Source organism: Embleya sp. NPDC025285, assembly GCF_055558835.1.
In genome coordinates, this window is the sequence record NZ_JBVHLU010000065.1 from 16,538 (window position 1) to 40,249 (window position 23,712).

At 72.3% G+C, this 23,712-nt stretch carries 19 protein-coding genes; 7 read left to right on the forward strand and 12 right to left on the reverse strand.

Annotated elements, in window-relative coordinates; translation table 11 throughout:
- Window positions 1-29: 29 nt before the first annotated feature.
- From ACZ4FV_RS33950 to ACZ4FV_RS33960, 3 genes are read left to right on the forward strand one after another with little or no spacing between them, the layout of a single operon-like run.
- The gene (locus ACZ4FV_RS33950; protein WP_465324067.1) at window positions 30-3,056 is read left to right on the forward strand and encodes an NHLP bacteriocin export ABC transporter permease/ATPase subunit; all 3,027 of its coding nucleotides are present in this window, start codon (window positions 30-32) and stop codon (window positions 3,054-3,056) included.
- A gap of 59 nt (window positions 3,057-3,115) precedes the next feature.
- Complete coding sequence (locus ACZ4FV_RS33955) at window positions 3,116-4,501, forward strand: cytochrome P450 (RefSeq protein WP_402230257.1); 1,386 nt, start codon at window positions 3,116-3,118, stop codon at window positions 4,499-4,501.
- A complete protein-coding gene (locus ACZ4FV_RS33960; protein ID WP_402230255.1) occupies window positions 4,498-5,370 on the forward strand; it encodes a class I SAM-dependent methyltransferase in 873 nt (290 codons plus the stop codon). Before ACZ4FV_RS33955 ends, ACZ4FV_RS33960 begins: the two co-directional genes overlap by 4 nt.
- Before the next feature lie 56 nt (window positions 5,371-5,426).
- Here ACZ4FV_RS33960 and ACZ4FV_RS33965 read toward each other — a convergent pair whose 3' ends face one another.
- Window positions 5,427-8,333: a helix-turn-helix transcriptional regulator gene (locus tag ACZ4FV_RS33965; protein WP_465324070.1), complete on the reverse strand. Its 2,907-nt coding sequence runs from the start codon at window positions 8,331-8,333 to the stop codon at window positions 5,427-5,429.
- A 657-nt stretch (window positions 8,334-8,990) separates the two neighbouring features.
- On the opposite strand from ACZ4FV_RS33965, the gene ACZ4FV_RS33970 reads away from it, so the two are divergent.
- Together ACZ4FV_RS33970 and ACZ4FV_RS33975 are read left to right on the forward strand one after the other, a co-directional pair.
- The gene (locus ACZ4FV_RS33970) at window positions 8,991-9,224 is read left to right on the forward strand and encodes a DUF397 domain-containing protein (RefSeq protein ID WP_465324072.1); all 234 of its coding nucleotides are present in this window, start codon (window positions 8,991-8,993) and stop codon (window positions 9,222-9,224) included.
- Window positions 9,225-9,368: 144 nt separating this feature from the next.
- Window positions 9,369-10,295, forward strand: coding sequence for a Scr1 family TA system antitoxin-like transcriptional regulator (locus ACZ4FV_RS33975; RefSeq protein ID WP_395868026.1), 927 nt, complete (start codon window positions 9,369-9,371; stop codon window positions 10,293-10,295).
- Window positions 10,296-10,340: 45 nt separating this feature from the next.
- Here the strand turns inward: ACZ4FV_RS33975 and ACZ4FV_RS33980 are convergent, their stop codons facing one another.
- From ACZ4FV_RS33980 to ACZ4FV_RS33990, 3 genes are all read right to left on the reverse strand, one after another.
- Entirely contained in the window at window positions 10,341-11,153 is an 813-nt protein-coding gene (locus ACZ4FV_RS33980; protein ID WP_395868028.1) for an SAM-dependent methyltransferase, read from the reverse strand.
- Between the two features lie 223 nt (window positions 11,154-11,376).
- Window positions 11,377-11,838, reverse strand: a complete 462-nt coding sequence (locus tag ACZ4FV_RS33985) for a hypothetical protein (RefSeq protein WP_395868030.1) — start codon at window positions 11,836-11,838, stop codon at window positions 11,377-11,379.
- A gap of 61 nt (window positions 11,839-11,899) precedes the next feature.
- Entirely contained in the window at window positions 11,900-13,036 is a 1,137-nt protein-coding gene (locus ACZ4FV_RS33990) for a helix-turn-helix domain-containing protein (RefSeq protein WP_465324075.1), read from the reverse strand.
- Window positions 13,037-14,741: 1,705 nt separating this feature from the next.
- On the opposite strand from ACZ4FV_RS33990, the gene ACZ4FV_RS33995 reads away from it, so the two are divergent.
- Complete coding sequence (locus tag ACZ4FV_RS33995; RefSeq protein WP_395868431.1) at window positions 14,742-15,527, forward strand: SAM-dependent methyltransferase; 786 nt, start codon at window positions 14,742-14,744, stop codon at window positions 15,525-15,527.
- Window positions 15,528-15,599: 72 nt separating this feature from the next.
- On the opposite strand, the gene ACZ4FV_RS34000 is transcribed toward ACZ4FV_RS33995, so the two are convergent.
- The 7 genes from ACZ4FV_RS34000 to ACZ4FV_RS34030 all read right to left on the reverse strand — a co-directional run bounded on the left by ACZ4FV_RS34000 (window position 15,600) and on the right by ACZ4FV_RS34030 (window position 22,319).
- Window positions 15,600-15,899 carry a hypothetical protein gene (locus ACZ4FV_RS34000; RefSeq protein ID WP_402230243.1) on the reverse strand — a complete coding sequence of 100 codons (300 nt, stop codon included), beginning with the start codon at window positions 15,897-15,899 and terminating at the stop codon, window positions 15,600-15,602.
- Between the two features lie 189 nt (window positions 15,900-16,088).
- Entirely contained in the window at window positions 16,089-18,383 is a 2,295-nt protein-coding gene (locus tag ACZ4FV_RS34005) for an FtsX-like permease family protein (protein WP_465324109.1), read from the reverse strand.
- Between the two features lie 20 nt (window positions 18,384-18,403).
- Window positions 18,404-19,084 (reverse strand): ABC transporter ATP-binding protein, encoded by a 681-nt coding sequence (locus ACZ4FV_RS34010; RefSeq protein WP_395868036.1) that lies wholly within the window; start codon window positions 19,082-19,084, stop codon window positions 18,404-18,406.
- Window positions 19,081-19,605, reverse strand: coding sequence for a PadR family transcriptional regulator (locus tag ACZ4FV_RS34015; RefSeq protein ID WP_395868038.1), 525 nt, complete (start codon window positions 19,603-19,605; stop codon window positions 19,081-19,083). The genes ACZ4FV_RS34010 and ACZ4FV_RS34015 overlap by 4 nt, the downstream gene beginning before the upstream one ends.
- 232 nt (window positions 19,606-19,837) lie before the next feature.
- Complete coding sequence (locus ACZ4FV_RS34020; RefSeq protein WP_465324078.1) at window positions 19,838-20,629, reverse strand: S1 family peptidase; 792 nt, start codon at window positions 20,627-20,629, stop codon at window positions 19,838-19,840.
- Between the two features lie 267 nt (window positions 20,630-20,896).
- On the reverse strand, window positions 20,897-21,214 hold the full coding sequence (locus ACZ4FV_RS34025; protein WP_395868042.1) for a peptidylprolyl isomerase: 318 nt from the start codon (window positions 21,212-21,214) through the stop codon (window positions 20,897-20,899).
- A 148-nt stretch (window positions 21,215-21,362) separates the two neighbouring features.
- Window positions 21,363-22,319 (reverse strand): oxidoreductase, encoded by a 957-nt coding sequence (locus ACZ4FV_RS34030; RefSeq protein WP_465324080.1) that lies wholly within the window; start codon window positions 22,317-22,319, stop codon window positions 21,363-21,365.
- A gap of 64 nt (window positions 22,320-22,383) precedes the next feature.
- Here ACZ4FV_RS34030 and ACZ4FV_RS34035 point away from each other — a divergent pair, with 64 nt between their 5' ends.
- Complete coding sequence (locus ACZ4FV_RS34035; RefSeq protein ID WP_465324082.1) at window positions 22,384-22,821, forward strand: MerR family transcriptional regulator; 438 nt, start codon at window positions 22,384-22,386, stop codon at window positions 22,819-22,821.
- Window positions 22,822-22,887: 66 nt separating this feature from the next.
- On the opposite strand, the gene ACZ4FV_RS34040 is transcribed toward ACZ4FV_RS34035, so the two are convergent.
- Window positions 22,888-23,583 (reverse strand): GntR family transcriptional regulator, encoded by a 696-nt coding sequence (locus ACZ4FV_RS34040; RefSeq protein ID WP_395868047.1) that lies wholly within the window; start codon window positions 23,581-23,583, stop codon window positions 22,888-22,890.
- Window positions 23,584-23,712 lie beyond the last annotated feature (129 nt).

Here is a 23,712-nt window from a genome sequence, read left to right on the forward strand (position 1 = left end):
CCCGCGAACCGCCCGATGGAGGAAGCAGGATGACCGAGCCCCCGCAGGGCTTCGAACCCGCCGAGCCGCCCGACGACACCCCGTTGGACCTGCGCGCGCTGGGTGACCGGCTGGGGCCCGACGTCGCCGGTGCCTTCCCGCTCGTCGGCGCGCACGAGGTGTGGTTCGTCACCGCCGGCATGGTGGACGTGTTCGCCACCACCGAGGAGGAGGGCGGTCGCTGGCAGTTCCTGTGCCGGGTGGGCGCCGGGACCGCGTTGTGCGGGGTGCCGGCGGGCGGCACCGCGATGCTGGGCAAACCGCTGCCCGGCGGGGCCGTGCGCACCGCCGCGCTCACCGACGTGCTCACCGCCGCCGCCGGGGACGACGCGTTCGCGGGCTGCTTCGCGGCCTGCCTGGACCGCGGCCTGGGCGCGCTGGCCGACGCGGTCCGAATGGGCCTGCCACCGCGTACCTTCACCGCCCTGGAGGCCGGGGACGGCGCGGAGATGCCCGCCGGCGGCTCGGCCCGCTCGGTCGAGGGCACCTTGTGGGTGCGGGTGCTCTCCGGCTCCGTTGCCATCGGCGGGCCGAACGAGGACGCCGTCGAGCCCGACGAGCGTGGACCGGGTGGCGCGATCCGACCCGCCGCGGAGGACGCCGGCGATGCCGAGGCGGTGCCCACCGTCGGGTTCGGCGGCCGGCTCGCGATCGGCGCGGCCGACTGGCTGTACTCCGCCGGCGGCGCGTTCGTGCACGCGGTCCGCACCCGCGACGTGCTCTCGGAGGCGGTGTTCGCCACCGACCTGGCCCGCCATCAGCACACCCTGATGCAGCGCGTGGACGAACGGCTGCGCGGCCGACGCGGCAACGCGGGTCGGGAACTGGACGCCCGGCGGCTGGTCGACGCGGACGCGCTGCGCCGTTCCTCGCGCGCGTTGGGCGCGGTGCTCGACCCGTATCGGCCGGCCCACCGGCCCGGCCTGGACGCGGCCGATCAGGACGACTACCTCGCGGTGGCCCGGGTGGTCGGACAGGCGGGCGGTGTCCGGGTCACCCGCTCGGGCACCTCGGAGGCCTCCGACGCGCGACTGCACCCGCTGGAGCGGATCGCCGTCTCCTCCGGGTTCCGGGTGCGCGACGTGCAGTTGGTGGACCGCTGGTGGCGCACCGACTCGGGCCCGCTGGTCGGCCATGTGCGCGCGGTGGACAACGATCCGGACACCCGCCGCCCGGTCGCGCTGGTGTGGCGGCGGCGGCGCTATCACGTGCTCGACTCCTCCGGCGCCGACTGGAGGCCGGTGACCCGGGCGCTGGCGGACACGCTGGAGCGCCGCGCGACGATGTTCTACCCGCCGCTGCCCGAGCAGCCCGGCGGCCGGGGCGCGCTGCTGCGCTTCGGCGTCCGGGGCAGCGCACGCGATCTGCTCGTGCTGCTCGCCTGCGGGTTGGCGGCGGCCCTGCTCGGTCTGCTGGTGCCCGTGCTGACCGGCAAGGTGCTCGGCGTGTTCGTGCCGCAGAGCGATCGGGTCCTGGTCTCCCAGATGTGCGTGGTCCTGATCGCGTCCGCCCTGCTGGCCGCGGCCTTCTCCGCGGTGCAGAACCTGTCCCTGCTGCGGATCGAGGGCCGGTTCGAGGCGTCCGCGCAGGCGGCCGTGTGGGATCGGCTGCTCCGGCTGCCCACCGGGTTCTTCGCCTCCGTCTCCTCCGGCTCGCTCAGCAGCGCCGCGATGGGCATCAGCGGATTGCGCGAGATCCTCAGCGGGGTCACCGCGTTGTTCGTCCCCGCGTTCCTGGTCTTCACGGTCGATCTGGGTTTGCTGTTCTTCTACAGCGTGCCGCTCGCACTGGTGGCCTGCCTGCTCGCGCTGCTGGGCGGCGCGGTCTGCGCGGTCGCCGGACTGCGCCAGATGCGCTGGCAGCGCGAACTCGTGGCCGAGGAACACCTGTTGTCCGGCCGTATGTTCCAACTTCTTTCCGGTTTGCCCAAGTTGCGTGTCGCAGCGGCCGAGGACCGGGCGTTCGCGTTCTGGGCGATGGCCTTCGCCCGCGGCCGCATGCTGACCGTACGCACCCGCCGCCTGCAGAACCTGGTCACGGTGTTCAACTCGGCCTACCTGCTCGCCTGCACGCTCGTGCTGTTCGCGATGGTCTCGGGTCCGGCCTCCGGGCAACTGGACGTCGGCGACTTCCTGTCCTTCAACGTCGCGTTCACCCTGATGCTCGGCTCGATGTTGCAGATGACCGCGAGCGTGACCATGGTGGCCGCGGCGGTGCCGCTGTACGAGGGCGTGCAGCCGGTGCTGCGGGCGCTGCCCGAGGTCCTGGAGTCCAAGCAGCCGCCCGGTGATCTGTACGGCGGCATCGAGGTCAGCCGGTTGTCGTTCAGCTACCACCGGGACAGCCCGCCGGTACTGGAGGACGTGAACCTGCGGGCCCGTCCCGGCGAGTTCGTGGCCATCGTCGGGCCGACCGGCTGCGGCAAGTCGACCCTGCTGCGGTTGTTGATCGGCTTCGAGGAGCCGACCACCGGTTCGGTGCTCTACGACGGGCAGGACCTGGCGTCGCTGGATGTGGCGGCCGTGCGCCGCCAATTCGGCGTGGTGTTGCAGAACGGCCAACTGTTCGCGGGCAGCGTGCTGCACAACATCTGCGGGCTGCGCGACTACACCCTCGACGAGGCATGGGAGGCCGCCGAGATGGCCGGTCTGGACGACGACCTGGGCCATATGCCGATGGGCATGCACACCGTCCTCAACGACGGTGCGGTGACCCTGTCCGCCGGCCAGCGGCAGCGCCTGATGATCGCCCGGGCACTGATCGGCCGACCGCGCATCCTGTTCTTCGACGAGGCGACCAGCGCGCTGGACAACCGCACACAGGAGGTGGTCACCCAGAGCACCCGCCGGCTCAACGCCACCCGGATCATCATCGCGCACCGGCTGTCCACGGTGATGCAGGCCGACCGCATCATCGTGCTCGACGCCGGGCGGGTGGTGCAGCAGGGACCGCCGGACCAGTTGCTGGCCGACGAGGACGGGCTGTTCCACCGGCTGGTGCAACGTCAGATGGCCTAGTTCGTGGCCGATTTCGCGTCCGTCGCCGGTATCCGCAGGCCGGCTCCAGGAGGTTCCTCGTGTCCGAATCCCCCGTCCGCCGGCGTCCACCCGGGCCCGCCGACGAACTCGACCTGGCCGGCATCCGGGACGACCCGCTGGCCTTCCTCACCGAACTCGCCGCCGAATACGGCGACCTGTGCAGCCATCGCACCCGGGGCGAGGTGGTGTGGTTCGTCAATCGCCCCGATCTGGTCCGGCACGTCCTCAAGGACAACTACACCGCGTGGACGAAGGCGGGCACGCCCGACGACTTCATGCTCACTCCGCTGCTCGGCACCGGGCTGCTGACCAGCGACGGGCCGACCTGGGAGCGGCAACGGCGTTTGTGCGCGCCGGCGTTCCGAGCCCGGCAGGTGGAGGCGTTCGACACCCTGATGACCGACGCCGCCACGGATCTCGCCGACGCGTGGAGCGAGGCCGCGCGGGCCGGTCGCCCGGTGCGGGTGGACCACGACTTCACCGCGCTGACCCTGCGGATCGTCGCGGACGCGCTGCTGGGCGCGGATCTGGCCGCGGCCGGGCCCGGATTCGGGCGTGCCGTCGACGACATCAACCGCTTCATCGGCCACTTCGACGGCGAGCCGAACGCGTCGGTCGTGGACGACGTCGCGTTCCGCCGGCTGCGCGAGTCGTACCTGGCCGCGCAAACCTTCCTGGAGCGGGTGGTCGGGATGCTGGTGGCCGCACGCCGTTACACCGGACCGCCGTCGGATCGCCCCGCCGACCTGTTGGACGCGATGCTCGCCGCGCGCGACGCGCACGGGGACGCGTTCAGTGATCGCGAGTTGCACGATCAGGTGCTGACCATGGTGATGGCCGGGCACGAGACCACGGCCAAGGCGCTGAGTTGGACGGTGCATCTGCTGGACCGCCGGCCGGAGTACGCGGCGGCGGTCCGGGCGGAGTTGGCCGAGGTGCTCGGTGGCCGAGCGCCCCGGGCCCAGGACCTGCCGCGCCTGGATCTGACCCGGCGCTGCCTGGAGGAGGCGATCCGCTTGTATCCCCCGGTGTGGCTGATCTCCCGGCGGGCGAACACGGAGGACGTCCTCGACGGACTCACGGTGCCCGCGGGCACGCTGGTGTGCATCAGTCCGTGGACCCTGCACCGGCACCCGCGCGTCTGGGACGCACCCGAGGAGTTCCGGCCCGCCCGCTTCACCGCGACCGCGCGGCAGGGGCGACCCGCGCACGCGTACGTGCCCTTCGGCGGCGGGCCCCGGGTGTGCATCGGCCAGTCGTTCGCGACCACGGAGGCGATCCTGGTACTGGCCACCATCCTGCAACGGCTGGAACTGCGCGGCGTGGTCGGCCATCCGGTGGTGCCGGAGGCACTGGTGACGCTGCGCCCGCGGGACGGGCTGCTGATGACGCCGCACCTGCTCGCGGACGGCGGCGCGCGGTGAGCGGCGCGATCCACCCCGGCGGCAGCTACCGGCCGCAGGCCGAGTGGGGCGGGGTGCCGGCCGAGGTGCGCCGGCTGGAGACCCAGGCGGAGTTGAGCTGGGCACACGAGTGGCGGGTGCTCGCCGAGTGGGCGCCGACCTCGGGCGGGGCGGTGCTGGACGCGGGCTGCGGCACGGGAGCGGTCACCCGGCGGCTGCGGGCGCGACTGGTCGACCCCGGCACGCGGGTGGTGGGGTTGGACGCGGACGAGCGACTGTTGGCGGTGGCTCGGGTGCAGGGGTCGGACGACGGGATTCGCTACGTGGCGGGCGACCTGGCCCGCCCCCCGTTGCCGGCGGCGGGGTTCGATCTGGTGCTGGCTCGGTACGTCTTCCAGCATCTGGCCGACCCGGTCGGGGCCGCGCGGTCCCTCGCGAGCCTGGTGCGGCCGGGCGGACGGCTGGCCGTCGTCGACGTGGACGCCGGGCTGTGGGGCTGCGCCGACCCGGACATGTCGGCCTTCTCCGCCGAGGCCTACCGGGCGCTGGGTTCGGCCCAGGCGGCGGACGGCGGGGACCGGTTGGTGGCGCGCAGGCTGCCGCGGATCCTGCGGGCGGCGGGCCTGGAGGAGATCACCGTACGGCCGTTCGCCTACACCAGCGACGAGGTCGGCGGCGTCGGCGCGCTCGGGCCGCAGTTGTCCCCGGAACGGTTGCTCCCGCTGGTCGAGCGGGGCGTCCTGGGGTTGGGCGTGTACGCCAGGGCGATGGCGGCGTGGGAGCGGTTCGTCGCGCTGGACGGGTTCACCATGCTGCTGGGCTTCGCGGTGGGTGGGCGGGTGCCCCGGGCCGGGCACACCGCGTCTCGCCCGCGCCGAAGCGCGCCATAGGCGCGGTTCGGCGCGGGCGAGACGCGGGTCGGGCCGGCCCGGGTCGGCGTCGGCGGCTACTTCGAGGCCAGCCGGGTGGACAGCGCGGAGCGGCCGGAGATGCCCAGCTTGCGGTAGACGTGCGTCAGGTGCACCTCCACCGTGCCGCGCGTGACGCACAGGAACTCGGCGATGGCACGGTTGGTGTGCCCGGCGGCGGCGAGTTCGGCGATCTGGCGTTCGGAGGGGGTCAGCGAACCGGGACCGGACAGGCTGGTGCGGCGCAGTCGGCCGCCGCAGGCCAGCAGGTCCTTGTGCGCCCGCTCGACCAGCAGGTCCCAACCGCACTCCTGGGCCAGGCCCATCCCGCGCCGCAACGACTGCCGGGCCGCCGCCGGTTGCCCGGCCAGCGCGTACATCCGGCCCGACTCCACCAGGGACTCGGCCAGTTGCAGACGGGCGCCGGAGTGTTCGAGGACGGCGACCGACTCCTCCAGGAGTCGGGCCGCGGCGCGCGGGGGTTCGATCCGTGCCCGGTTGCGCAGGGCCTCACCGATGGTGGCCGCGGCGCCCCAGCGCCGCGCGATGTCCAGACCCTCGTCCAGCAGCGGCACCGCTTCGGCGCACCGGTCCAGTTCGGTCAGCGCCAGTGCCGCGCCACCTCGCCAGTCGCTCAACGCCGGGTTGACGATGCCCAGCTCGGCCAGTCGCCGGCCGCATTCGAGATAGTCGGTCAGTGCTCCTCGGATGTCCCCCATCGCGTGCCGACATCGCCCGCGCACGCCCAGCGCGGTGGCCCGGGCCCGGGGTACGCCCAGGGATCCACGCAACATCGCGGTGGCTGCGTCGTGTTGGCCCAGGATTACCCGGATGCGCGCCAACTGCACGCGGGTCAGTTGGGCGAGGGCGGACAGTTCGGGGCCGCGCGCGAGTCGGCTCGCGGTGCGCGCCTCGGACAGCGCCTCGGGCAGGTTCCCGGCCCGCAGCGCGATGTCCGCGCACAGGCAGTGCGCGACCACGGCGGGCAGGCCGATCCGCGAGTGCGCGGGCCCGATCGGGATGGTCGCGGTCAGGCCCGCCGCCCACGCCCGGGCCTCGTCGAGCCGTCCGGCCCAGGCCAACACCACGACACTGCGCAGCAGGAGCAGGGCCGAGGCGCTGCCGCGCGGCGCTTCCCCGGAGAGCGCGCGTTCGATCAGGTCCAGCGCCACCGAGCTGGGTTCGGCCCGGCACGCACTGTCCGAGGCCAACGCGGCGAGCAGTTCGCGCTCGCCGGCGGTGACTCCGGTGACTCGTGTGAAGTCCACCGGCGAATCCGTGCCGTGCGGCAGTTCGCGTGTGGGCCGGCCGCCGTGCGGTGCCCCCTGGTGGACGACGGCGCGCAGGCGCAGCCGCACGTCGGGGTCGGGGCAGTCCTGCTCGGCCAGTTCGCCCAGTCGCGACGCGGTGCTGCGGGCCGGGCGCATCACCGACTCCACGCAGTCCCCCTGGCGCAGCACGTGCGCGTGGCACAACTCCAGGACCGCCTCGGCGCGTTCGGCCGGGTCGGTCAGCAGTCGCAGCGCCTCCTCCAGGTGCCGCGCGGCGGCCTCGGGCGCGGTCGGCACCTCGGCCCGTCCGAGCAACACGAGTAGACGGGCCCGGTGTTCGGGGGCCGGGTCGTCGCGCAGGGCCCGCCGGGCGTACTCGGCGCAGCGCAGCGTCGCGCCCGCCTCCAGCGCGGTGCGGCCCGCCTCGTGCAGCACCGCACCCGCCCACGCGTGGTCGTCGAGGTCCAGCGTGTCGATCCGCAGCAGGTGTTCGGCGACGCGTACGGGGGGTGCGCCATAGTCGCCGAGGCGCCGGGCGGCACGCAGGTGTCGGTCGCGCAGCAGCTTCTCCGGGATGGTGTCGTGGACGGCGTCCCGCAGTTCGGGGGTACGGAACATCAGCCGGCTGCCGACCGGGGCGCGGCGCAGCGCGCCGATCCGGACCAGTTCGGCCAGCGGGCCGTCCAGCCGGTCCGGACCGGTGCCCAGCAGGTCGGCGACGATGTCCAGGTCGGCGCCGTCGCCGAACAACGCGGCGGTCTGGGCCAGCGCGCGGACCCGCTCGGATTGTCGGGCCAGCCGGGTGGTCACCGCCGCGGCCTCGATCCGGGCGGCGATGCGGCGGATGTGATCGGCCCGGGTGAGCCGGGGCCTGCCGTCGACGTGGATCCCGGAGCGGGTGGGCCCGAGTTCCGGGGGCAGCCCGGCCTGGAGTTGGGTGTCGACCAGCCGGGCCAGGTATTCGGGCACGCCGCCGGTGACCTGGTGGCACAGCCGTACGAACGGTTCGTCGGGGGCTCGGCCGCCGTAGGCCCGTTGCACGAGTTCGCGGGCGCTGTGCACGGACAGCGGGCGCAGCGTGGTCTCGTGGCACGCGGCCTGCGCGCCGATGTCCTCGAGCGCGTCGCGCGCGGGCAGGTCGTCGTCGACGCGTACGCCGAGCACCACCAGCAGCGGCAGTCGGGACAGTCGGCGGACCAGGTGCGCGAACCACCGCAGCGAGGCGTCGTCCATCCACTGCGCGTGGTCGACGACGATCACTCGGGGGCAGCGCCGCACCGCGGGCAGCAGCGCCTCGTAGAGCTCGTCGAACAGCTGCCGGTCGTTGTCGGGGACGGCGTGCGGCAGGGCCCGGCGCAGTTCGTCGAAGCGAGAGTCGCCGGGGGTGTCGGCGGCGTCGTCGAGGCCGGTGAGCAGCTGGCGCAGCGCGGCGAAAGGCTGGTCCGCGTCGCGGTGTTGGCACGAGACCAGGATCGGCGCGGCGCCGGCGCGGCGTTGTCGGTCGGTGAACTCGACGAGCAGTTCACGGCACCACATGCCGGACGGGGTTCTGATGATCACGGCTCGCCCGCCGGCGCCGGTACGAGAAGCGCGTGCGTACGCGAGTAGATCGGAAAGTTCGGATACCCGCTCCGGTTCCACTGAAGCGTCCCTTCCCCCGGGCGCGGCCCCCACCGCGGCGCTGTGCGGGGAAAGTGGGCACAGCGTTGCTCGTCGGGGACGCCGCCGGCGGCTCCCCGCGGGGCCGGAGCGGTGTGTCTCGTTCCGGGACGTGGGAGGACGTCCCGCCTGTCCAGCCGTGCGTGGGTGGTTCCGGTCGTGCCGCGCGGCCCCTCCCCGTCGGGTTCCGCGGTCGCGGAACCGCGGTGTGGGGCACGCCGATCAGCTGTGTCACACCATCAGCGGGTTCCTTGTTACGCCATTGCGGCGGCGGGCCACAAGTCCCGATTGCCAACTGCGCGCAAGGATCTTGTGACCGTGTGTTGAACAAATCCCAAGTTCGCTCCGGGCGCCGGTCAACCCTCTGATTTCGGCCGGATCTCTCTCCCGGAGACCGGTTTCGAGGGGTCGGGTCGGTTGCCGCGGGCGCCCCGGGTTACGGCGCCGGTCGTTCGGGGGGCGGGGGCGATCGGGCGGGATCGGGTGCGACTTCGGGAGGTCTGCGCCGACCCGGATCGGGCACTCTTTCGAGGGACTTCCGGGTCGGTTTCCCGTGACGGGACGTTCACTCGGTCCCATGATGCAAATGCAGGTGGTTTTGCGAGACGGCTGTCGCGTCCGTGATCGCGCCGTGCGGGTCGCGATCGGGCGGGATCGGAAAGGGTGATGAGGATGCGTGCCGGCAACGGGGATCCGGCGGACTCGTTCGGGTCCGTGACGTGGGTGAAGAGCAGCGCGAGCACGGCCGAGGGCAACTGTGTCGAACTCGCCGTGCTGCCCGAGGGGGAGGTCGCGGTGCGCGATTCGCTGCGCGCGCGGGGACCGGCTCTGGTCTACGCGCGGGCGGAGATCGCCGCGTTCGTCGCGGGTGCCAAGAACGGCGGGATCGATTCCCCGATCGACTGATCCGGGCGGGGTCCGGGCGAGGCGCGGGCGGTGCGGGCGAGGTTGGGGAAGGTCCGGGCCCGGGCTCGGCCGTGGGATCGACGGACAGGCGGGTTTCGACTCGCGATAATGGCGTGCGTCGACACGTCCATTCCTGGAGCCCGTATGTCCGCCGACCGCCCGGCCCGCGCCCCGTCGATCGCACCCGTGGTGTCACTGACCCAGCAGAGCAATCCGGCCGCGGCCGTGAAGGTGCTCGGGGCCACGCTGCGCAAGTTGCGCCTGGACAACGGCAAGGGACTCAAGGACGCGGCCGAGGCGATCCGGGCCTCGATGTCCAAGATCAGCCGTCTGGAGCGGGGCGAGAGCCCGCCACGCGCCCGGGACGTCTTCGACCTGGTCCACTTCTACGGGGTGCGGGACGAGGAATCCCTCTCCGAGATAGAGGAGTTGCTCAAGAAGGCGCTGGAGCGGGCGTGGTGGAGCCATTACAGCGACGTGATGCCGGGCTGGTTGGCGCGGTTGATCGGCATGGAGGACTCGGCCACCAAGATCGACACCTATGAGGTGCACGTGGTCCCGGGCCTGTTGCAGGTGCCCTCGTACACCCGCGCGATCGTACGCACCGGGCTGCCGCGCGCCGACGACGAGGAGGTCGAGCGACGGATCGATCTGCGCTGCCGGCGCCAGGCGTTGCTCGCGGACGAGCGCCGACCGGACCTGACCGCGCTGCTGGACGAGGGCATCCTGCGTCGCCCGGTCGGCGGCCCGGAGGTGATGGCCGAGCAGATGCGCCACCTGCTGGCGGAGTCGGGGCGGGATCGCATCAACATCCGCGTCGTACGCTTCGACCGCGCCGCCAGCATCACGCCGCCGTCGCCGATGACGTATCTGCGCTTCGCGTCGGGCGGCCCCAGCGAGATGATCTACCTGGAACAGGCCAATAGCGCCACGTACTTGAGCAGGCGCGCGGACATCGACGCCTATCGGGAGATCCTGCTGCGACTGTGGGCCGCCGCCGAGGACCGCCTGTCCAGCGAACGCATGCTGCGCGACGCCGAACGGCGGTTCGCGGCGGGCCGGACCGACTGACCCGTGCGCCGGTGTCCCGGTGCTCGGCGGGCGGTGTGGGTGCGGTCAGGGAATCCGGGCCAGGCCGCCGTACTCGATCCACTCATCGGTCTCCTGGCGCGCGGTGACATGCGAGTCGGGTCGCCACGTGGAGACCTCGACCAGGCCCGGTTCCATAATCGTCAGCCCGGCGAAGTACGCGTCCACCTGTGCGGGTTCACGCACCCGTCCCCAGTTGCCGCCGGTCGCCTCGGCCATGAAGTCGCTGACCCCGTCCCGGATCTCCGCGTCCTCACTGACCAGTTGGCAGATCACCATGAAGCTGCCCGAGGGCAGCCGTTCGGCGACCCGACGGATCATCGCGGCGGGCTCTGCCGCATCGGGCAGACAGTGCAGCACCGACACGAACAACGCGGCCACCGGCTCGTCGAGTCGGATCAGCCGCCGGACGTCGGGGTGGTCGAAGATGCCGGCGGTGTCGGTCATGTCCGCCTGGATCACCGCGGTGTTGTCGTTCTCCTCCAGCAACATCCGGCCGTGCGCCAACACGATCGGGTCGTTGTCGACGTACACCACCCGGGAACCGGGATCGACGCCCTGGGCCACCTGGTGCACGTTCTCCCGCGTCGGCAACCCGGATCCGTGGTCGAGAAACTGGCGAATCCCGTACTCGGCGGCCAGCACCCGTACCACCCGCTGTAGGAACGCCCGGTTGTTGCGGGCAAGTTCGCGGGTACTGGGGACGATCTTGAGCAGTTCCTCACAGGCCACCCGATCGGCGGGGTAGTTGTCCGTACCGCCGAGATACCAGTCGTACATCCGAGCCGCACTGGGCGTGTCCACGTCGATCTCGAAAACGTGCTTCTCCGCGTCCCCCACCAGACCCCCTCGATTCCGCACCCGCCCGGGCACACCGCCACCGTCCCGGCTGCCCCCGGCCATGCTAGGCGCGCACCCGGCCCCCGGACAGCCACTCCTTCGAGAAGCCCCGCGCACGACCCGCTTGTGATGGCGACGCGATACGCCCCGCCCGCCGTCGAGCGCCGCCGAAACCATCCACCGGACGACGTCCGTCGCGGCCCGACGCGGTCGGCATCCTCCGTCACGATGGGCCGTGGCTCGCTTCGGGGTCGCGTTCGAGGGTTTTGACCATGGCGGTGGGCAGGGTGCGTTCGGCCGCGACCAGGTGTGCCGCCACCTCGGGTGGGTCGGTGCCCATCAGGTCGGCGGTCGCGGTGAGCGTCAGGCCCAGCCGATAGTGGAGCAGCACCGCGTCCGCCTGAGGACCAGGGAGCGCGTCGTGCAGGGTGTCCCGCGCGGGGACGGGCATCGGGCCGGGAGCGCGGGTGACCGCCCGGCCGAGGATCCGCCACGCACCGGCGGTCGGGTTCGGTCCGCGCAGGATGTCCGCCCAGTTGACGGCCAGTTCCGCGACCGCCGATTGCACGGCTCGATCCCCGCGGACCCGGTCACCCACCCGCAGGCGGGCGTATTGCGCCCAACGGGCCCGGTAGAGCAGGCAGAACGCGGCGAAGTCGAGCGGAGCACGGGACCGCCCGACCACGCCTGCACGTGCGCCTACTCCGGCGGGCGTGACGAGACCGACGGGCCGGGTCGCACGCGGGTCACCGGACATCGGCAACACCGGGACCGGCGTCCACACCCGGGTCGGCGCCCGCGAGTGCCGTGAAGGGGAGTCCACCGGGTGGGAATCCGGTGTCGCCGAGGCGGGTCAGGACGCCGTAGTGCACGTGGGTCCACAACCGACGGATCACGTCCGGGTGCGCGCCCAGGCGTACGACCAGGAGTTCGGCGGTGCCGCGATCCGGAATCAGCTCGCCGGCCAGGATGCGCCCCACCGAGTCGGGGGTGAGCGGCGCGCCGCCGATCCGGTCCGACGCGGGTCGCCCGGCGGCCAGCCACAGGCCGCGCAACATCTGCGCCAACAGCATTGCCAGGTCCCGAAGTTCCCGCCGGATGTGGTGGTCGATCCCACGCGAGCACTCCCACAGCGCACGCAACTCGTGGGCCTCGCCGCCCAGTTTTCCGGCCAGCGTCTCCACCACCGGCCACGACGGCCAGACCTCGCCGGCCAGGATCCGGTCCAGGAAGCCCTCGCTGATCCCCGCCTGCCAGGCCAGTTCCGCGACGGTCACGCCGTCGGCACGGCGCAGTTCACGCAACGCGGCGGCCAACCGCTCGCCCGCGTGCTGCGACGACGAGAGGTCCTCGTCGCCGCCGGCGTCCGCGCCGGGGTCCGCGCGGGCGCCCAGCCGCGCGGCCAATTGCGCGGACCACTCCGGACGCGGCCGCGTCGCCGAGTTCGGACGTTCCTCCCCCACCACCGCCCGATAGCGCCGGGTCTCGCCGCTGAGCCGATCCGCGTAGGCGAGCCGCACCCGCAGCGGCTCACGCGTGCGCTCGGCCTCCTCCAGCGCGCACGCCACCCGGCGCAGGATCGCCACGATTCCCGTCTCCAGAGCGCGAGGATCGACCCGACCGGCGTGCTCGGTGGATTCGGTGGATTCGGTGGATTCGACGGCCCTGGCGGCCCGCACCCGAGCAGCCTGCTCGCCCGCCTCGACCCGCACCGACATCCCACGCACCTGCGCCTGCGCCTGCGCCCGCGCCCGTTCGCGCGCCCGCTGCGCCCGTTGCCGACAGGTCGGGTCGCAGTACAGCCGCTTGCGGCCGGTCACCTTGCGCTGTGCGAATCGTCGACCGCACGCCGCGCACCGGGTGATGCCCCTCCGGGCGTTCATCCCCTGTTTCTCCCCTCCGGCTTCGACCGAGGCGGCGACCGCGAGCCCGGAAACGTCCCGGCTCGCGATACGCACGCGCCTCACGAACGACCCCCGGGCGCCCGATCCGGGCGCGACACGCGTAACGCCCGCGACCCCCGCGACCCCCGCACGGCTCGCGATCCCCCCGTCCCCGCACCCCGCCTCGTCGATCCTCGGACTTCGCATCGTTCCCCCCGGGCAAAAGCACGGAATGGTACTTTCGGGAATCGCCGGAGGCGGCCCGAAAACCCTCCGCCGGATAACTCGATCAACATCTTCGATTCCTTGATCGTTGTTCCCGATGACCCCGGACGGGTGACCGCCATCCGGGGTCATTCGACGTTTCGGAAGCTACTCCCAGAATTTCCCGGGCACCAACGAATCCGCAGAAATGCAAATGCACGGACACGGCCCCGGGCATCCGAAACGATCGAGGACGTCCTGCCGATCCGCCGGCAGCGACCGCCGAACCGTCGAGAACCACAGGCCCGGAAACATAAAAGTACAGGCGACGCCAAAATTCGATCGGAAATCGGCAAAGCGTCCGATCGGCCCGATTTTCGCGCCTACCCCCGAGCGGACCCGCGCGCATGGCGAATCCACCCTCCCGAGTGATACGCATGCAATTGCATATGCAAAGCAGCGACCTCCGCTCCATTCGGGAATTCCGACAATCCCGACACCGACCCCACCCGCCGCACCCCCACGCCCACTCCGGCGCACAGACAACCCGTCGCCACCCGCCCGCGCACGCGCCCCGGACCGGAATTCCTCCGAGGGTGCGTTCGTATTCGTCGTTGCCGACCACGCTCACCGGCAGCCCGCGCACCCGACGTACTGCCCGGCAGCCCGCGCACCCGACTCGGTGCCCGGCGGCCCGCGCACCCGACTCCGCGCTCGGCCCCGCACGCACCGGACTCCGTGCCCCGCCCGCGTGCCCCGGATCGCCAGGCCCGGGCCGTGAGCGTGATCGACCCGTCCGCCCGGGTCGGCACCGCCGTGCACAGCGCCTCCCGCAGCCGGTCCCGGGCGGGCGGCGAGCGCGCGGCCACATAGCCGGGCGCGGGTCCCTGTCCGGCCAGAAACGGCTCCCACAGCTCGTCGAAGCCGGCGAACCCCGTCAGCACCTCCGGCGACCACGAACCCGGCCGGCGCCGGCACCCCGGCCCGAGCCCGCGCCACGAACCCGGCCGACCGGTCCAGCCCGAGCACCCACCGGGGCCGGCACCGGTCCACCACGGTCGCGGTCAACGCGCCCGTACCGCAGCCCGCGTCCACCCGGCGCAGCCCCGCGTCCGCGTCGAGCCATGTCACGAACTCGGCCGCGACCGCCCTGCTCCACCGCCCCATGGACCGCTCGTACGCGTCGCCGAGCGCCCGGGTGTCGAACCGCCGTTCGGTCATCCCTCCACCATCGCCAACCCGCCGCGCCCCGGCCACAGCGGCGCCGATCGGCACGATGGCGAGGCGCGCACGCGCCGGTCCACCCGAGCCCGACACGCCCGGTCACCGAAGCGAACCGAACGGTCGGCGCCTGGCACAATGGTTCGGGAATCGGTTCGATCGCGCCGGTCGGTGCCGCCCTTGGTTGGAAACGCGCCCGCCGAACGGCGAACAGGCGCCGGGTGCACGGCGCACAGGGAAGAGGAACCACCCCGTGAGCGAGAGTCGACCCGACGAGGGCATGCCGACATCGAGTCAGGACGTGGCGCACAACGCCCGGGTCTGGAACCACTGGCTGGGCGGCAAGGACAATTACCCGATCGACCGCAAGGTCGGCGACCACGTCACCGACATGTTCCCCTCGATCGGCGAAGTCGCCCGAGCCGATCGGGTCTTCCTGGGCCGCGCGGTGCGATTCCTGGCCGGCGAGGCGGGCGTGGACCAGTTCCTGGACATCGGGACCGGGCTGCCCACCGCCGACAACACGCACGAGGTCGCCCAGCGGGTCGACCCCGCCGCGCGGATCGTGTACGTGGACAACGATCCCCTGGTGCTGGCGCATGCCCGAGCCCTGCTCACCAGCACCCCCGAAGGCGCCACGGACTACATCGACGCCGACGCGCACCACCCGGACGCGATCATCGCGACCGCGAAGGCGACGCTGGACTTCGAGCGACCGATCGCGGTGATGCTCCTGGGCAGCCTCAACTTCATCCTGGACACCGACACGGCCGTGGACATCGTGCACCGGCTCATGGCGGCGGTGCCCTCCGGGAGCTACCTCGTGGTGACCCACCCGACCACGGAACTCGGCGGCGAGGGCAACGTCGAGGCGATGCGGTTCTGGAACGAGAACGCGAAACCACCGATCACCGCCCGCAGCCGCGCCGAATTCACCCGGTTCTTCGAGGGTCTGGAACTGCTCGAACCGGGCATCGTGACCTGTTCCCGCTGGCGCACCGATGCCCCCGCCGACGAACTGCCGCCGGTCGTACCGCAGTTCGGCGCGGTCGCCCGCAAGACCTGACACCCGCCGAGCCCGGCCCACCGCCCCCGGGCGGCCGCGCCACAACGCGCGCCCCATGCCCCGGGGGCGCGCTCACGCTCTCGGTGGCGCCCGATGCCGACCCGAACCGCGCCGGCACTGCGCCGGGTTGCCCAGATACGCCGCCATCGCGGTGAACAGGCCGACCGACGCGCCCCGGCTCGGCGGCGGCTCCGGGTCCGTCGCGGCGCGCCCGGGCACCGTCATCCGCACCCGGCACGAGCCGAACCCCGGGTCCTCCTCGGCCGAGACGATCCGATCGGCCGCCACCAGGTCGCCGGTCTCGCGCAGCCGCACGCAGACCCGGGCGACCGCCGTGACCGGCCCGACCAACACGACCTCCATCTCGTCCATGTCTGTGACAACGAACGCACCCTCGGCAGGTTTCGCCTGAACGGGTGCACGATGCTCGGCATATCTCCACAGCGGCCCCTGAATACCCCGCCGGTGCGGTGGCAGGACACCACCCACGACACGGCGATGCCGGACTCGGAAATCCGAACCCGGCACCACCACCATCCACCGACCGGAGCCTGGGTACCGCTACTCCGTACGCAGTCCATCCGGTCGCATCAGCCGCCACAGCGGCGGCAGGCTCAACGCCGTGACCAGCAACACCACGCCCGCGCCGATCCCGGTCATCGCCGCCATGCCGGACCAGTCCACGGTGAACGGCCGACCCACCATCCCGAGCAGCGCGGCACCCAGCCCCACACCGGTGGCCACCGCGAGCATCAGCCCCAGGACCACCGGGATCGCCGACTGGTACAGGATCGACCAGCTCAGCGTGCTGCGCCTGGTGCCGAACGCGACCAGCACCGACAACAATTTCCGCCGCTCCCGCAGTTGCTCCAGCATGGTCACCAGCAGACTCGCGCCGATCAGCGCCAGCACCACCGCCGTGCCGATGAACAGCGCCGTGCGCACGTTGGCGAACCGCCGCGATTCCTCGATCGAGGACAGATCGTAGACCGAGGACAGCGGGTCGACCCGGGCCGCGGCGTTGCGGACCAGGTCCCGGGCGTCCGGAGCCGCCGGGTCGATTCGGATGTCCATCGAGAGGGTCAGGCGCTTGGTCGCGGCCGCCGGCACCGCGCTCGGCGTCGCCAGCACGCCGTCGTACGAACGTCCGCGCGGGTCGGCCCGCCCCGGAACCGTCGCCGCGGCCGCCGGAATCCGCCACGGCGTGCGGGCCGACCGTTCCGAGTTCGGGCCGTACGACGGATCGACGATCACCTGCTGCCCGGCGGCCACCTGCATCTCGCCGAACGGGTTCGCGCGGGCCTCGATGACGAACGTGTCGCCTTCGGCGCATCGATCGATTCGGGCCAGCTCGCGCAGCGCGTCGCAGTTCCCGATGGTCAACGAGGTCGAGCCGGCCGGGTCCTCCGCCCGATCGCCGATCCGGGTGCTCGCGTACCCGAAGGCGGACCGCACACCCTTGCTCTCCCGGATCGCCCGGGTGATCTCGGCGACCTTGTCGCTGCCCGCCCGCACATCGGACGACATCGACATCTGCGCCCGCTCGGTGTCCTGGCCGGTCTCCTTGACGTAGTCCTGATCGACGCCGAGGAAGAGCATCTGCAATGCGATGGCGCCCGCCACCGCGACCGCGATGCCGTTGACCGACCGTGCGGCCAGGCCACTGCCCAGTTGTAGCCGGCGCACCGCGAGTTGCCACGGCACCCGACCGGCGCCGAGCCGGAACACCACTGCCTCGACCAGCCACGGCAGCAGCGCGGTGACACCGACCAGCAGGAGCACCGTCCCGGCGACCACCTGCAGTTCGTTGAACTCGCCGCGATCGGCGCCTCGGCGGATCATCGGGAACAGCAGCGCCACGCCCGCGAGCGGCAGCAACAACCGCCACCACACCCGGCGCCGGATCGGCGTACTGGTACGCACCACGCCGAGCGGCTCGATCACCACGGAACGCAGTGCGAACAACGTCACCGCGACGGCGGCGGCCGGCACCGCGAGCGCCACCAGGACCGCGAGCGGCACGCTCGGATCCAGGTCGCTCGGGAAGATGCTCAAGTCGAACGCCGCCGCGACATCGGTCAGTTGCCGACCGATCAGGAAGAAGCCGAGCCCGAGGAGCAGCCCGAACAGCGAGCCCGCGAACGCCTCACCGGCCGCGATCCAGCGGGTGGTCCGGGAATCCGCGCCCACCAGCCGCAGCGCCGCGAGCCGTCGGTCGCGCCGTTCGCCGCCGAACCGCACAGCCGTGGCGATCAGTACGGCGACCGGCATCAGCAGCACCACGAACATCACCAGGACGAGCAGAAGCAGTCTGGCGTCCAGCTTCTCCGCCGGGATCGAGTTGCCGAATTCGGTGATCCGCAGCGTCGACATGGAGTCCGCGGCGAGCGCGTCGCTGCCGAGGTAGTAGACCAGTTCGTCCGGACCGATCAGGCCCCGGTCGGCGATCCGGCCCACCGTGCGGTAGGGGAAGCGCTCCTTGAGCAACCGCCCCCGGTCCGAGCCGAGCAGTTCGGCCAGGGCGGGCGAGACGACCATCTCGCCCGGGCCGGGCAGCTTGCGCAGTCCCGGCGGGATCGGCGCGTCCGGGCCTTCCGCGCGCAGGATCCGGCCGCGGATGTCCTCACCCTTGTAGGCGGTGTCCGCCATCCCGATCAGCAGGGTGTTCGCGCCGGCTTCGGCCGCCCGGCCCGCGTGCTCGTCCCGGGCCCGCCCGCGGTCGTCCCGGGCGCCCAGCGCGCCGGGGATCGCGGTGGTCAGCAGCAACAGCGCCACACCCAGCCCGACCCCGATCGCGGTCAGCAGCGTACGGGTCCAGCCCTCCCGGCCGCCGGTGACCGCGAATCCGGCGCCCATGCCCAGGTCGCGCAACACCTTCACGCGGCACGCGCCATGTCTCGGGACCGGCCGTCGCGGACCACGATCTCGCGGTCGGAGTAGGCGGCGATCCGGGACTCGTGGGTGACCAGCACGATCGCCGCGTCGGTGGTGCGGGCCGCCTCGATCAACATCTGCATGACACGTTCGCCGTTGAGCGAGTCCAGCGCACCGGTCGGCTCGTCCGCGAACACCACCCGCGGGCGGATCACCAGGGCGCGGGCCACCGCGATCCGCTGACCCTGCCCGCCGGAGATCTCACCGGGTCGTTTGCCCGCGAGGTCGGCGACCTCCAGGCGCTCCATCCACTCGCGGGCTCTCGCCTCGGCCTCCTTGCGCTTGACCGCGTTCAGCCGCAGCGGCAGCGCGACGTTCTCCAGGCAGGTCAACTCGGGTACCAACTGGCCGAACTGGAAGACGAAACCGAAGTCGCCGCGGCGCAGCGCGCTGCGTTGCCCGTCCGTCATGGCGGTCACGTCGCGGCCGTCGTAGCGAATGGCGCCGGAATCGGGCCGGACGATGCCGGCCAGACAGTGCAGCAGCGTGGATTTGCCCGATCCGGACGGACCCATGATGGCCACGACCTCGCCCGCGCGGATGGTGAACTCCGCGCCGGCCAGCGCGGGCGTCGCACCATACGTCTTGTGCAGATCCTGGCCACTGAGCAGGGCGTCGGTCACGTGCGGATCTCCTGGGTGAGTTCGCCGAGGCGTGCGGTGGTCAGTTCCAGCCACCGCAGGTCCGCCTCGAGGTGGAACAGCGCGTGGTCGCAGATCAGTCGGTCGCTGAGGTCGCCGTCGATCTTGCGCCGGGTGAGGTCGCGCATCATGCGCAGGTGCTCGGCGCGTTGGGTGTCCAGGATCTCGTTGGCGTCCCGGCCGGTGAGCAGCGCGAGCACGACCTTCGTGTAGAGCGTCGACTGGAGGTAGGGCTCGGGCTTCTCGGGTTGGCCGAGCCACTGCTCGACGTCGGTGACCCCGGCGTCGGTGATCGAGTAGCGCTTGCGCTCGGGGCCACCGCTGGTCTCGAGGCCGTCTATCTCCACGAGCCCGTTCTTCAGCAGCCGCGACATGGTCGAGTAGACCTGGCCGTAGGCGAGCGAACGGTCGCGCCCGAAGCGCTCGTCGAAGCTGCGCTTGAGGTCGTAGCCATGGCGGGGGCCGGACTCCAGGAGCCCGAGCAGGGTGTGTCCGATTGACATGCGGAGCACTATACACAGCAGGTATACCTAGTGTGTATAGCGAGGTCGACCCGCGCGGGACCGGGCTGATGGAGGGCACCAGGGTGGGTGTACGGACGGGCGTACGACGGGATCGACGAGGGCGCGCCGCCCGATCGGCGACGCGCCCTCGTCCTCACGAATGCGGTTGTTCGGCCGAACCCACCTGCTCAGCCGAGACGGATCACGCGCTGTTCCGGACTCCCGGAACCACTCAGAGGCCGAGCCCCTTGGTCACGGCGCTCGCCCGGGTGAACACCGACTCGGGCTGCTCGCCCGTGCAGTACTTGTTGCCGGTGGACACGATCCCGATCAGTTTCCCCTTCTCCACCAGCGGCCCGCCGGAGTCGCCGCGGCAGATGCTGGTGCCGGGGTTGTCGGCCGGCGCCTGGCCGCACACCCGGGTGGCCGGGCTGTCCTCGGGGAACGTGTAGGGCTCGCACTGCGCCAGCGGCGAGAGCACCAGGGTGGTCCGCTTGAGTCGCGTGGTCGTCGCGCCGCCATCGGTCTTGCCCCACCCGTAGACGGTCGCCTTGTTGCCGACCTTGTAGAGCGCGCCGTCCTTCGCGCCGGCGATCGGCAGGGGCTTTTGGCTCAGCGAGCGGTCCAGTTCGAGCACGGCCGCGTCGTAGGTGAGCGTGCCCTCCTCGAACTTCGGGTGCACCTTGGTCTTCGTCACCTTGCGGGTCTGTCCGCCCGTGCCGGACAGGTCCAGACGTCCGGCGACCACCGTGATGGCGGTCGGGTCCTCCAGCCCGTTCACACAGTGCGCCGCGGTGAGCACCTTCTTCGGGGCCACCAGCGTTCCGCCGCACAACTGTTGGCCGTCGGCGGTGAACAGGGCCACGGCGTACGGCGCGGCACCGGCGGGCGCGTCGGTGCCGAAGCGCACGGCCGAGGCGGGCGCCGCGCAGACGCCGATCGCGGCGAGCGCGACGGCCGCAGCGCCGAACACCTTCCTCGACGTGCGTCGGTGAGTGTCCTGCGTCTGCCGAGTACGAGTCATCTCGCGGTCCCTTTCGATCGGACGGCCGTGCCACGGGGTCCCGACGGAACCGACGGCCCTACCCTTTGCACGCACGCGGTCGCCCTGCGGATGCATCCCCTTTCGCGCCCGCCCCCGCCCGCACGCGAAGAGCGCTTGCACCAATCGGACCCGCCCGGCCCACGCCCGGAACCGTCCGACGCCCGCATCCGAACCCGCCCGGCACCGCGATCGACCCGCCCGGCGCTCGCGCCCGGCCCGGCCGCGCGCGGGGCACGCGCCGCTCGGTCAGTCCTCGTCGACGAAGCGGGCCGGGCGGGTGCCCGCGAGCTTGATGATGTGGAAGCCGTACTGGGACGCGACCAGATCGCTCAGTTGACCGGGACGCAGTCGCACCAACGCCTCGGCGAACGCGTCGGCGTAGTCGTCCTCCTGTCCCCAACCCAGATCGCCGCCGTTGGCGGCGGACAGCGGGTCCTTGGAACGTTTCCGGGCGATCTCGCCGAACCGGCCCGGGTCCCGGGCGAGTTCCTCGAGGATCGCCCGCCCCTCGCTCTCGGTCTCCACCGCGATATGCAGGGCGTGGTATTCCAGCGCGTCGGACAAGGTCGCTCCCGGGGTCGTCGCCACCCGGCGCGCTCGGGCCGAGCGCGGTCACCGAGTTGTCGATCATGTGGATGATAAGGCCGCCACACGACCGGGCGGGACCGACCGGAACGCGCCACGCCGGCCCCGCGCGACCGGGTCTCCGCGGTCAGCCGAACGCGTCCACTCCGGTGAGTCCGGCCGACATCCGCCACAGGCGGGCCGCCCGCTGCGGGTCCGCGGCCCAGGGCTTGACCCCGCCCATCAGCATGTCGTCGCCGGTCGCGGGCTCGGCGATGTCGCAATCCTGGAGGTAGGCGCCGCCGTGCCCGTCGAGCAGTGCCGAGGTGGCCGCCCAAACGGTGGTGGCCGCGCCCTGGGCGGGTGTCTTGAAGCCGGCGGCCGGTGCGCCGGAGGGGGTGATCCAACCCTGTGCGAGCTGCTCCTCGCGGGGGATGTGCCGTTGCAGCGGGGTCAGGATGCTGCCCGGGTGCAGGGCGAAGGCGTGCACACCCCGACCCGCGCCGAGCTCGTCCAGGTGCCGGGCGAAGAGCGCGTTCGCGGTCTTGGACTGCCCGTACGCGACCCATCGGTCGTAGCCGTCGCGAAAGTGCGGGTCGGCCCAGCGGATGTCGGAGAGGAAGTGTCCCGAGGAGGCCACCGACACCACCCGGGCGCGGCCCGGCGTCAGAGCCGGAAGCAGCCGGTTGACCAGGGCGAAGTGGCCGAGGTGGTTGATCGCGAAGTGGGCCTCCCAGCCCGGCCCGACCAGGGTCTTGGGCCAGGCCATCACACCCGCGTTGCAGATGATCAGGTCGAGCGGGCAGCCGGTGGCCAGGAGCCCGTCGGCGAAGACGCGGATGCTCTCCTGGTCCGCGAGGTCGAGGGCGTGCACCCGGGTGCCGGGTAGGTCGCCCAGCGCGGCCCGGGCCGGATCGACCCTGCGGGCGGGCACGATCACGTGCGCGCCCGCCGCGACCAGCGCGCGGGTGGTCTCCAGGCCCAGTCCCGAGTATCCGCCGGTGACCAGCGCGGTCGTGTCGGACAGGTCGATGCCGGCCAGGACGTCGTGGGTGCTGCTGTGGGCGCCGAAGCCGGAGCCGATCCGGCGTTGTGTGATGATCATGTACGCGACGCTAGAAGCTGGAGTGCGGTCTAGGTCAACGTCCGGCCGAGGTAGCCTCGTCGGCATGACCGGGGCTGTCGGTGGGACCGAGGACACGGATCGCCTGTCCATCGGCGAGGTCGCCGAGGCGACCGGGCTGAGCGTGCACGCGCTGCGTTTCTTCGAGCGCGAGGGCGTCATGCTGCGCCCGATCCCGCGCTCCGCCGGCGGCCGGCGGGTATACGAACGCGCGGATGTGGACTGGCTGTTGTTGTGCAATCGGCTGCGCGACTCGGGGTTGCCGATCGCCCGGCTCAAGGAGTTCGCCGCGCTGGTGCGCTCGGGCCCGGGCAACGAGCCGCAGCGACTGGCCCTGTTGCGCGAACACGAGGAGACCGTGCGGGCCCGGGTCGCCGACCTGAACGCGAGCCTGGACGTCATCCACGGCAAGGTGGTCGCGTACGAGGGGCACGTGCGCGCCGGTACCGCGGCCGGGGTGTGGGCCCCGACGCCGGAGCGCTGACGGCGGCGGACGCCCGGAACGTCCGGCTGCCGCCGACGGTGCGGGCGTAGCCGGTCGGGGCGGCGCTCAGGGCGTCCGGTCGGCGTCGGCGAGGGCGGCCATGGTGATCCGGCGGTTGGCGACCACGTGGTCGTGGGCCAGCCGCCGCGCCCGATCCGCGTCGCCGGCCCGGATCGCCGCGTACATCGCCTCGTGTTCGCGGCACATCACCGGATGGTCCTCCGGCTGCGCGGTGAGCCGGAACAACCAGCGCAGTCGGCCGTTCAGCGGCTCCATGATGGCGACCAGCATCGGGTTGCCGGACAGCGCGACGATCTCCGCGTGGAAGGCCGCGTTCGACGCGGCGATCTCGCCCGCCGCCCCCGCCTCGCCCGCCCGCCGCGCGGCGGCGAGCAAGGCGCCCAGCCGATCCCGGCCGGCAGGGTCGGCCCGCTCGGCGGCCAGGCCCGCGGCCAACTCCTCCAGGCTTTCCCGGATGTCGAAGAAGTGCGCGAGGTCCGGACCCAGCAGTCGGGCGACCACCGCGCCCCGGCGCGGGTGCCCGGTCACGAAGCCCTCGGCCTGCAGACGCTGCACGGCCTCGCGCACCGGTACCCGGGAGACCTCCAACTCGGCGGCGATCTCGCGTTCGACCAGCCGGCGGCCGGGTTCGAGGTCGCCCTCGATGATGCGTTCGCGCAGTTCCTCGTACACCTGATCGCGCAGCGAGCGGTCGGCCGCGCCGATGCTCGGCCGAGGTCGGGCCGGCCCGTTGTCCTCCATGCCCCGCACTTCCCTCCTCGGCCCGTCCGGCCTCGTCCGGCGAACGGCCGGTCGTCGATCGTCGGCTCCGCAGATCATCGCAGTGTGTGCCCGGAGTCGAATCGAGACCCGCGAAACTCTTGTCTGGTA

Excerpts from the sequence above, each read along its gene's own strand:
- ACZ4FV_RS33950 (WP_465324067.1), top strand. The coding sequence starts at position 30 with ATGACCGAGCCCCCGCAGGGCTTCGAACCCGCCGAGCCGCCCGACGAC.
- ACZ4FV_RS33970 (WP_465324072.1), top strand. The coding sequence starts at position 8,991 with ATGCGTGCCGGCAACGGGGATCCGGCGGACTCGTTCGGGTCCGTGACG.
- ACZ4FV_RS33975 (WP_395868026.1), top strand. The coding sequence starts at position 9,369 with ATGTCCGCCGACCGCCCGGCCCGCGCCCCGTCGATCGCACCCGTGGTG.
- ACZ4FV_RS33990 (WP_465324075.1), bottom strand. The coding sequence starts at position 13,036 with ATGAACGCCCGGAGGGGCATCACCCGGTGCGCGGCGTGCGGTCGACGA.
- ACZ4FV_RS33995 (WP_395868431.1), top strand. The coding sequence starts at position 14,742 with ATGCCGACATCGAGTCAGGACGTGGCGCACAACGCCCGGGTCTGGAAC.
- ACZ4FV_RS34000 (WP_402230243.1), bottom strand. The coding sequence starts at position 15,899 with ATGGACGAGATGGAGGTCGTGTTGGTCGGGCCGGTCACGGCGGTCGCC.
- ACZ4FV_RS34005 (WP_465324109.1), bottom strand. The coding sequence starts at position 18,383 with ATGGGCGCCGGATTCGCGGTCACCGGCGGCCGGGAGGGCTGGACCCGT.
- ACZ4FV_RS34015 (WP_395868038.1), bottom strand. The coding sequence starts at position 19,605 with ATGTCAATCGGACACACCCTGCTCGGGCTCCTGGAGTCCGGCCCCCGC.
- ACZ4FV_RS34020 (WP_465324078.1), bottom strand. The coding sequence starts at position 20,629 with ATGACTCGTACTCGGCAGACGCAGGACACTCACCGACGCACGTCGAGG.
- ACZ4FV_RS34030 (WP_465324080.1), bottom strand. The coding sequence starts at position 22,319 with ATGATCATCACACAACGCCGGATCGGCTCCGGCTTCGGCGCCCACAGC.
- ACZ4FV_RS34035 (WP_465324082.1), top strand. The coding sequence starts at position 22,384 with ATGACCGGGGCTGTCGGTGGGACCGAGGACACGGATCGCCTGTCCATC.
- ACZ4FV_RS34040 (WP_395868047.1), bottom strand. The coding sequence starts at position 23,583 with ATGGAGGACAACGGGCCGGCCCGACCTCGGCCGAGCATCGGCGCGGCC.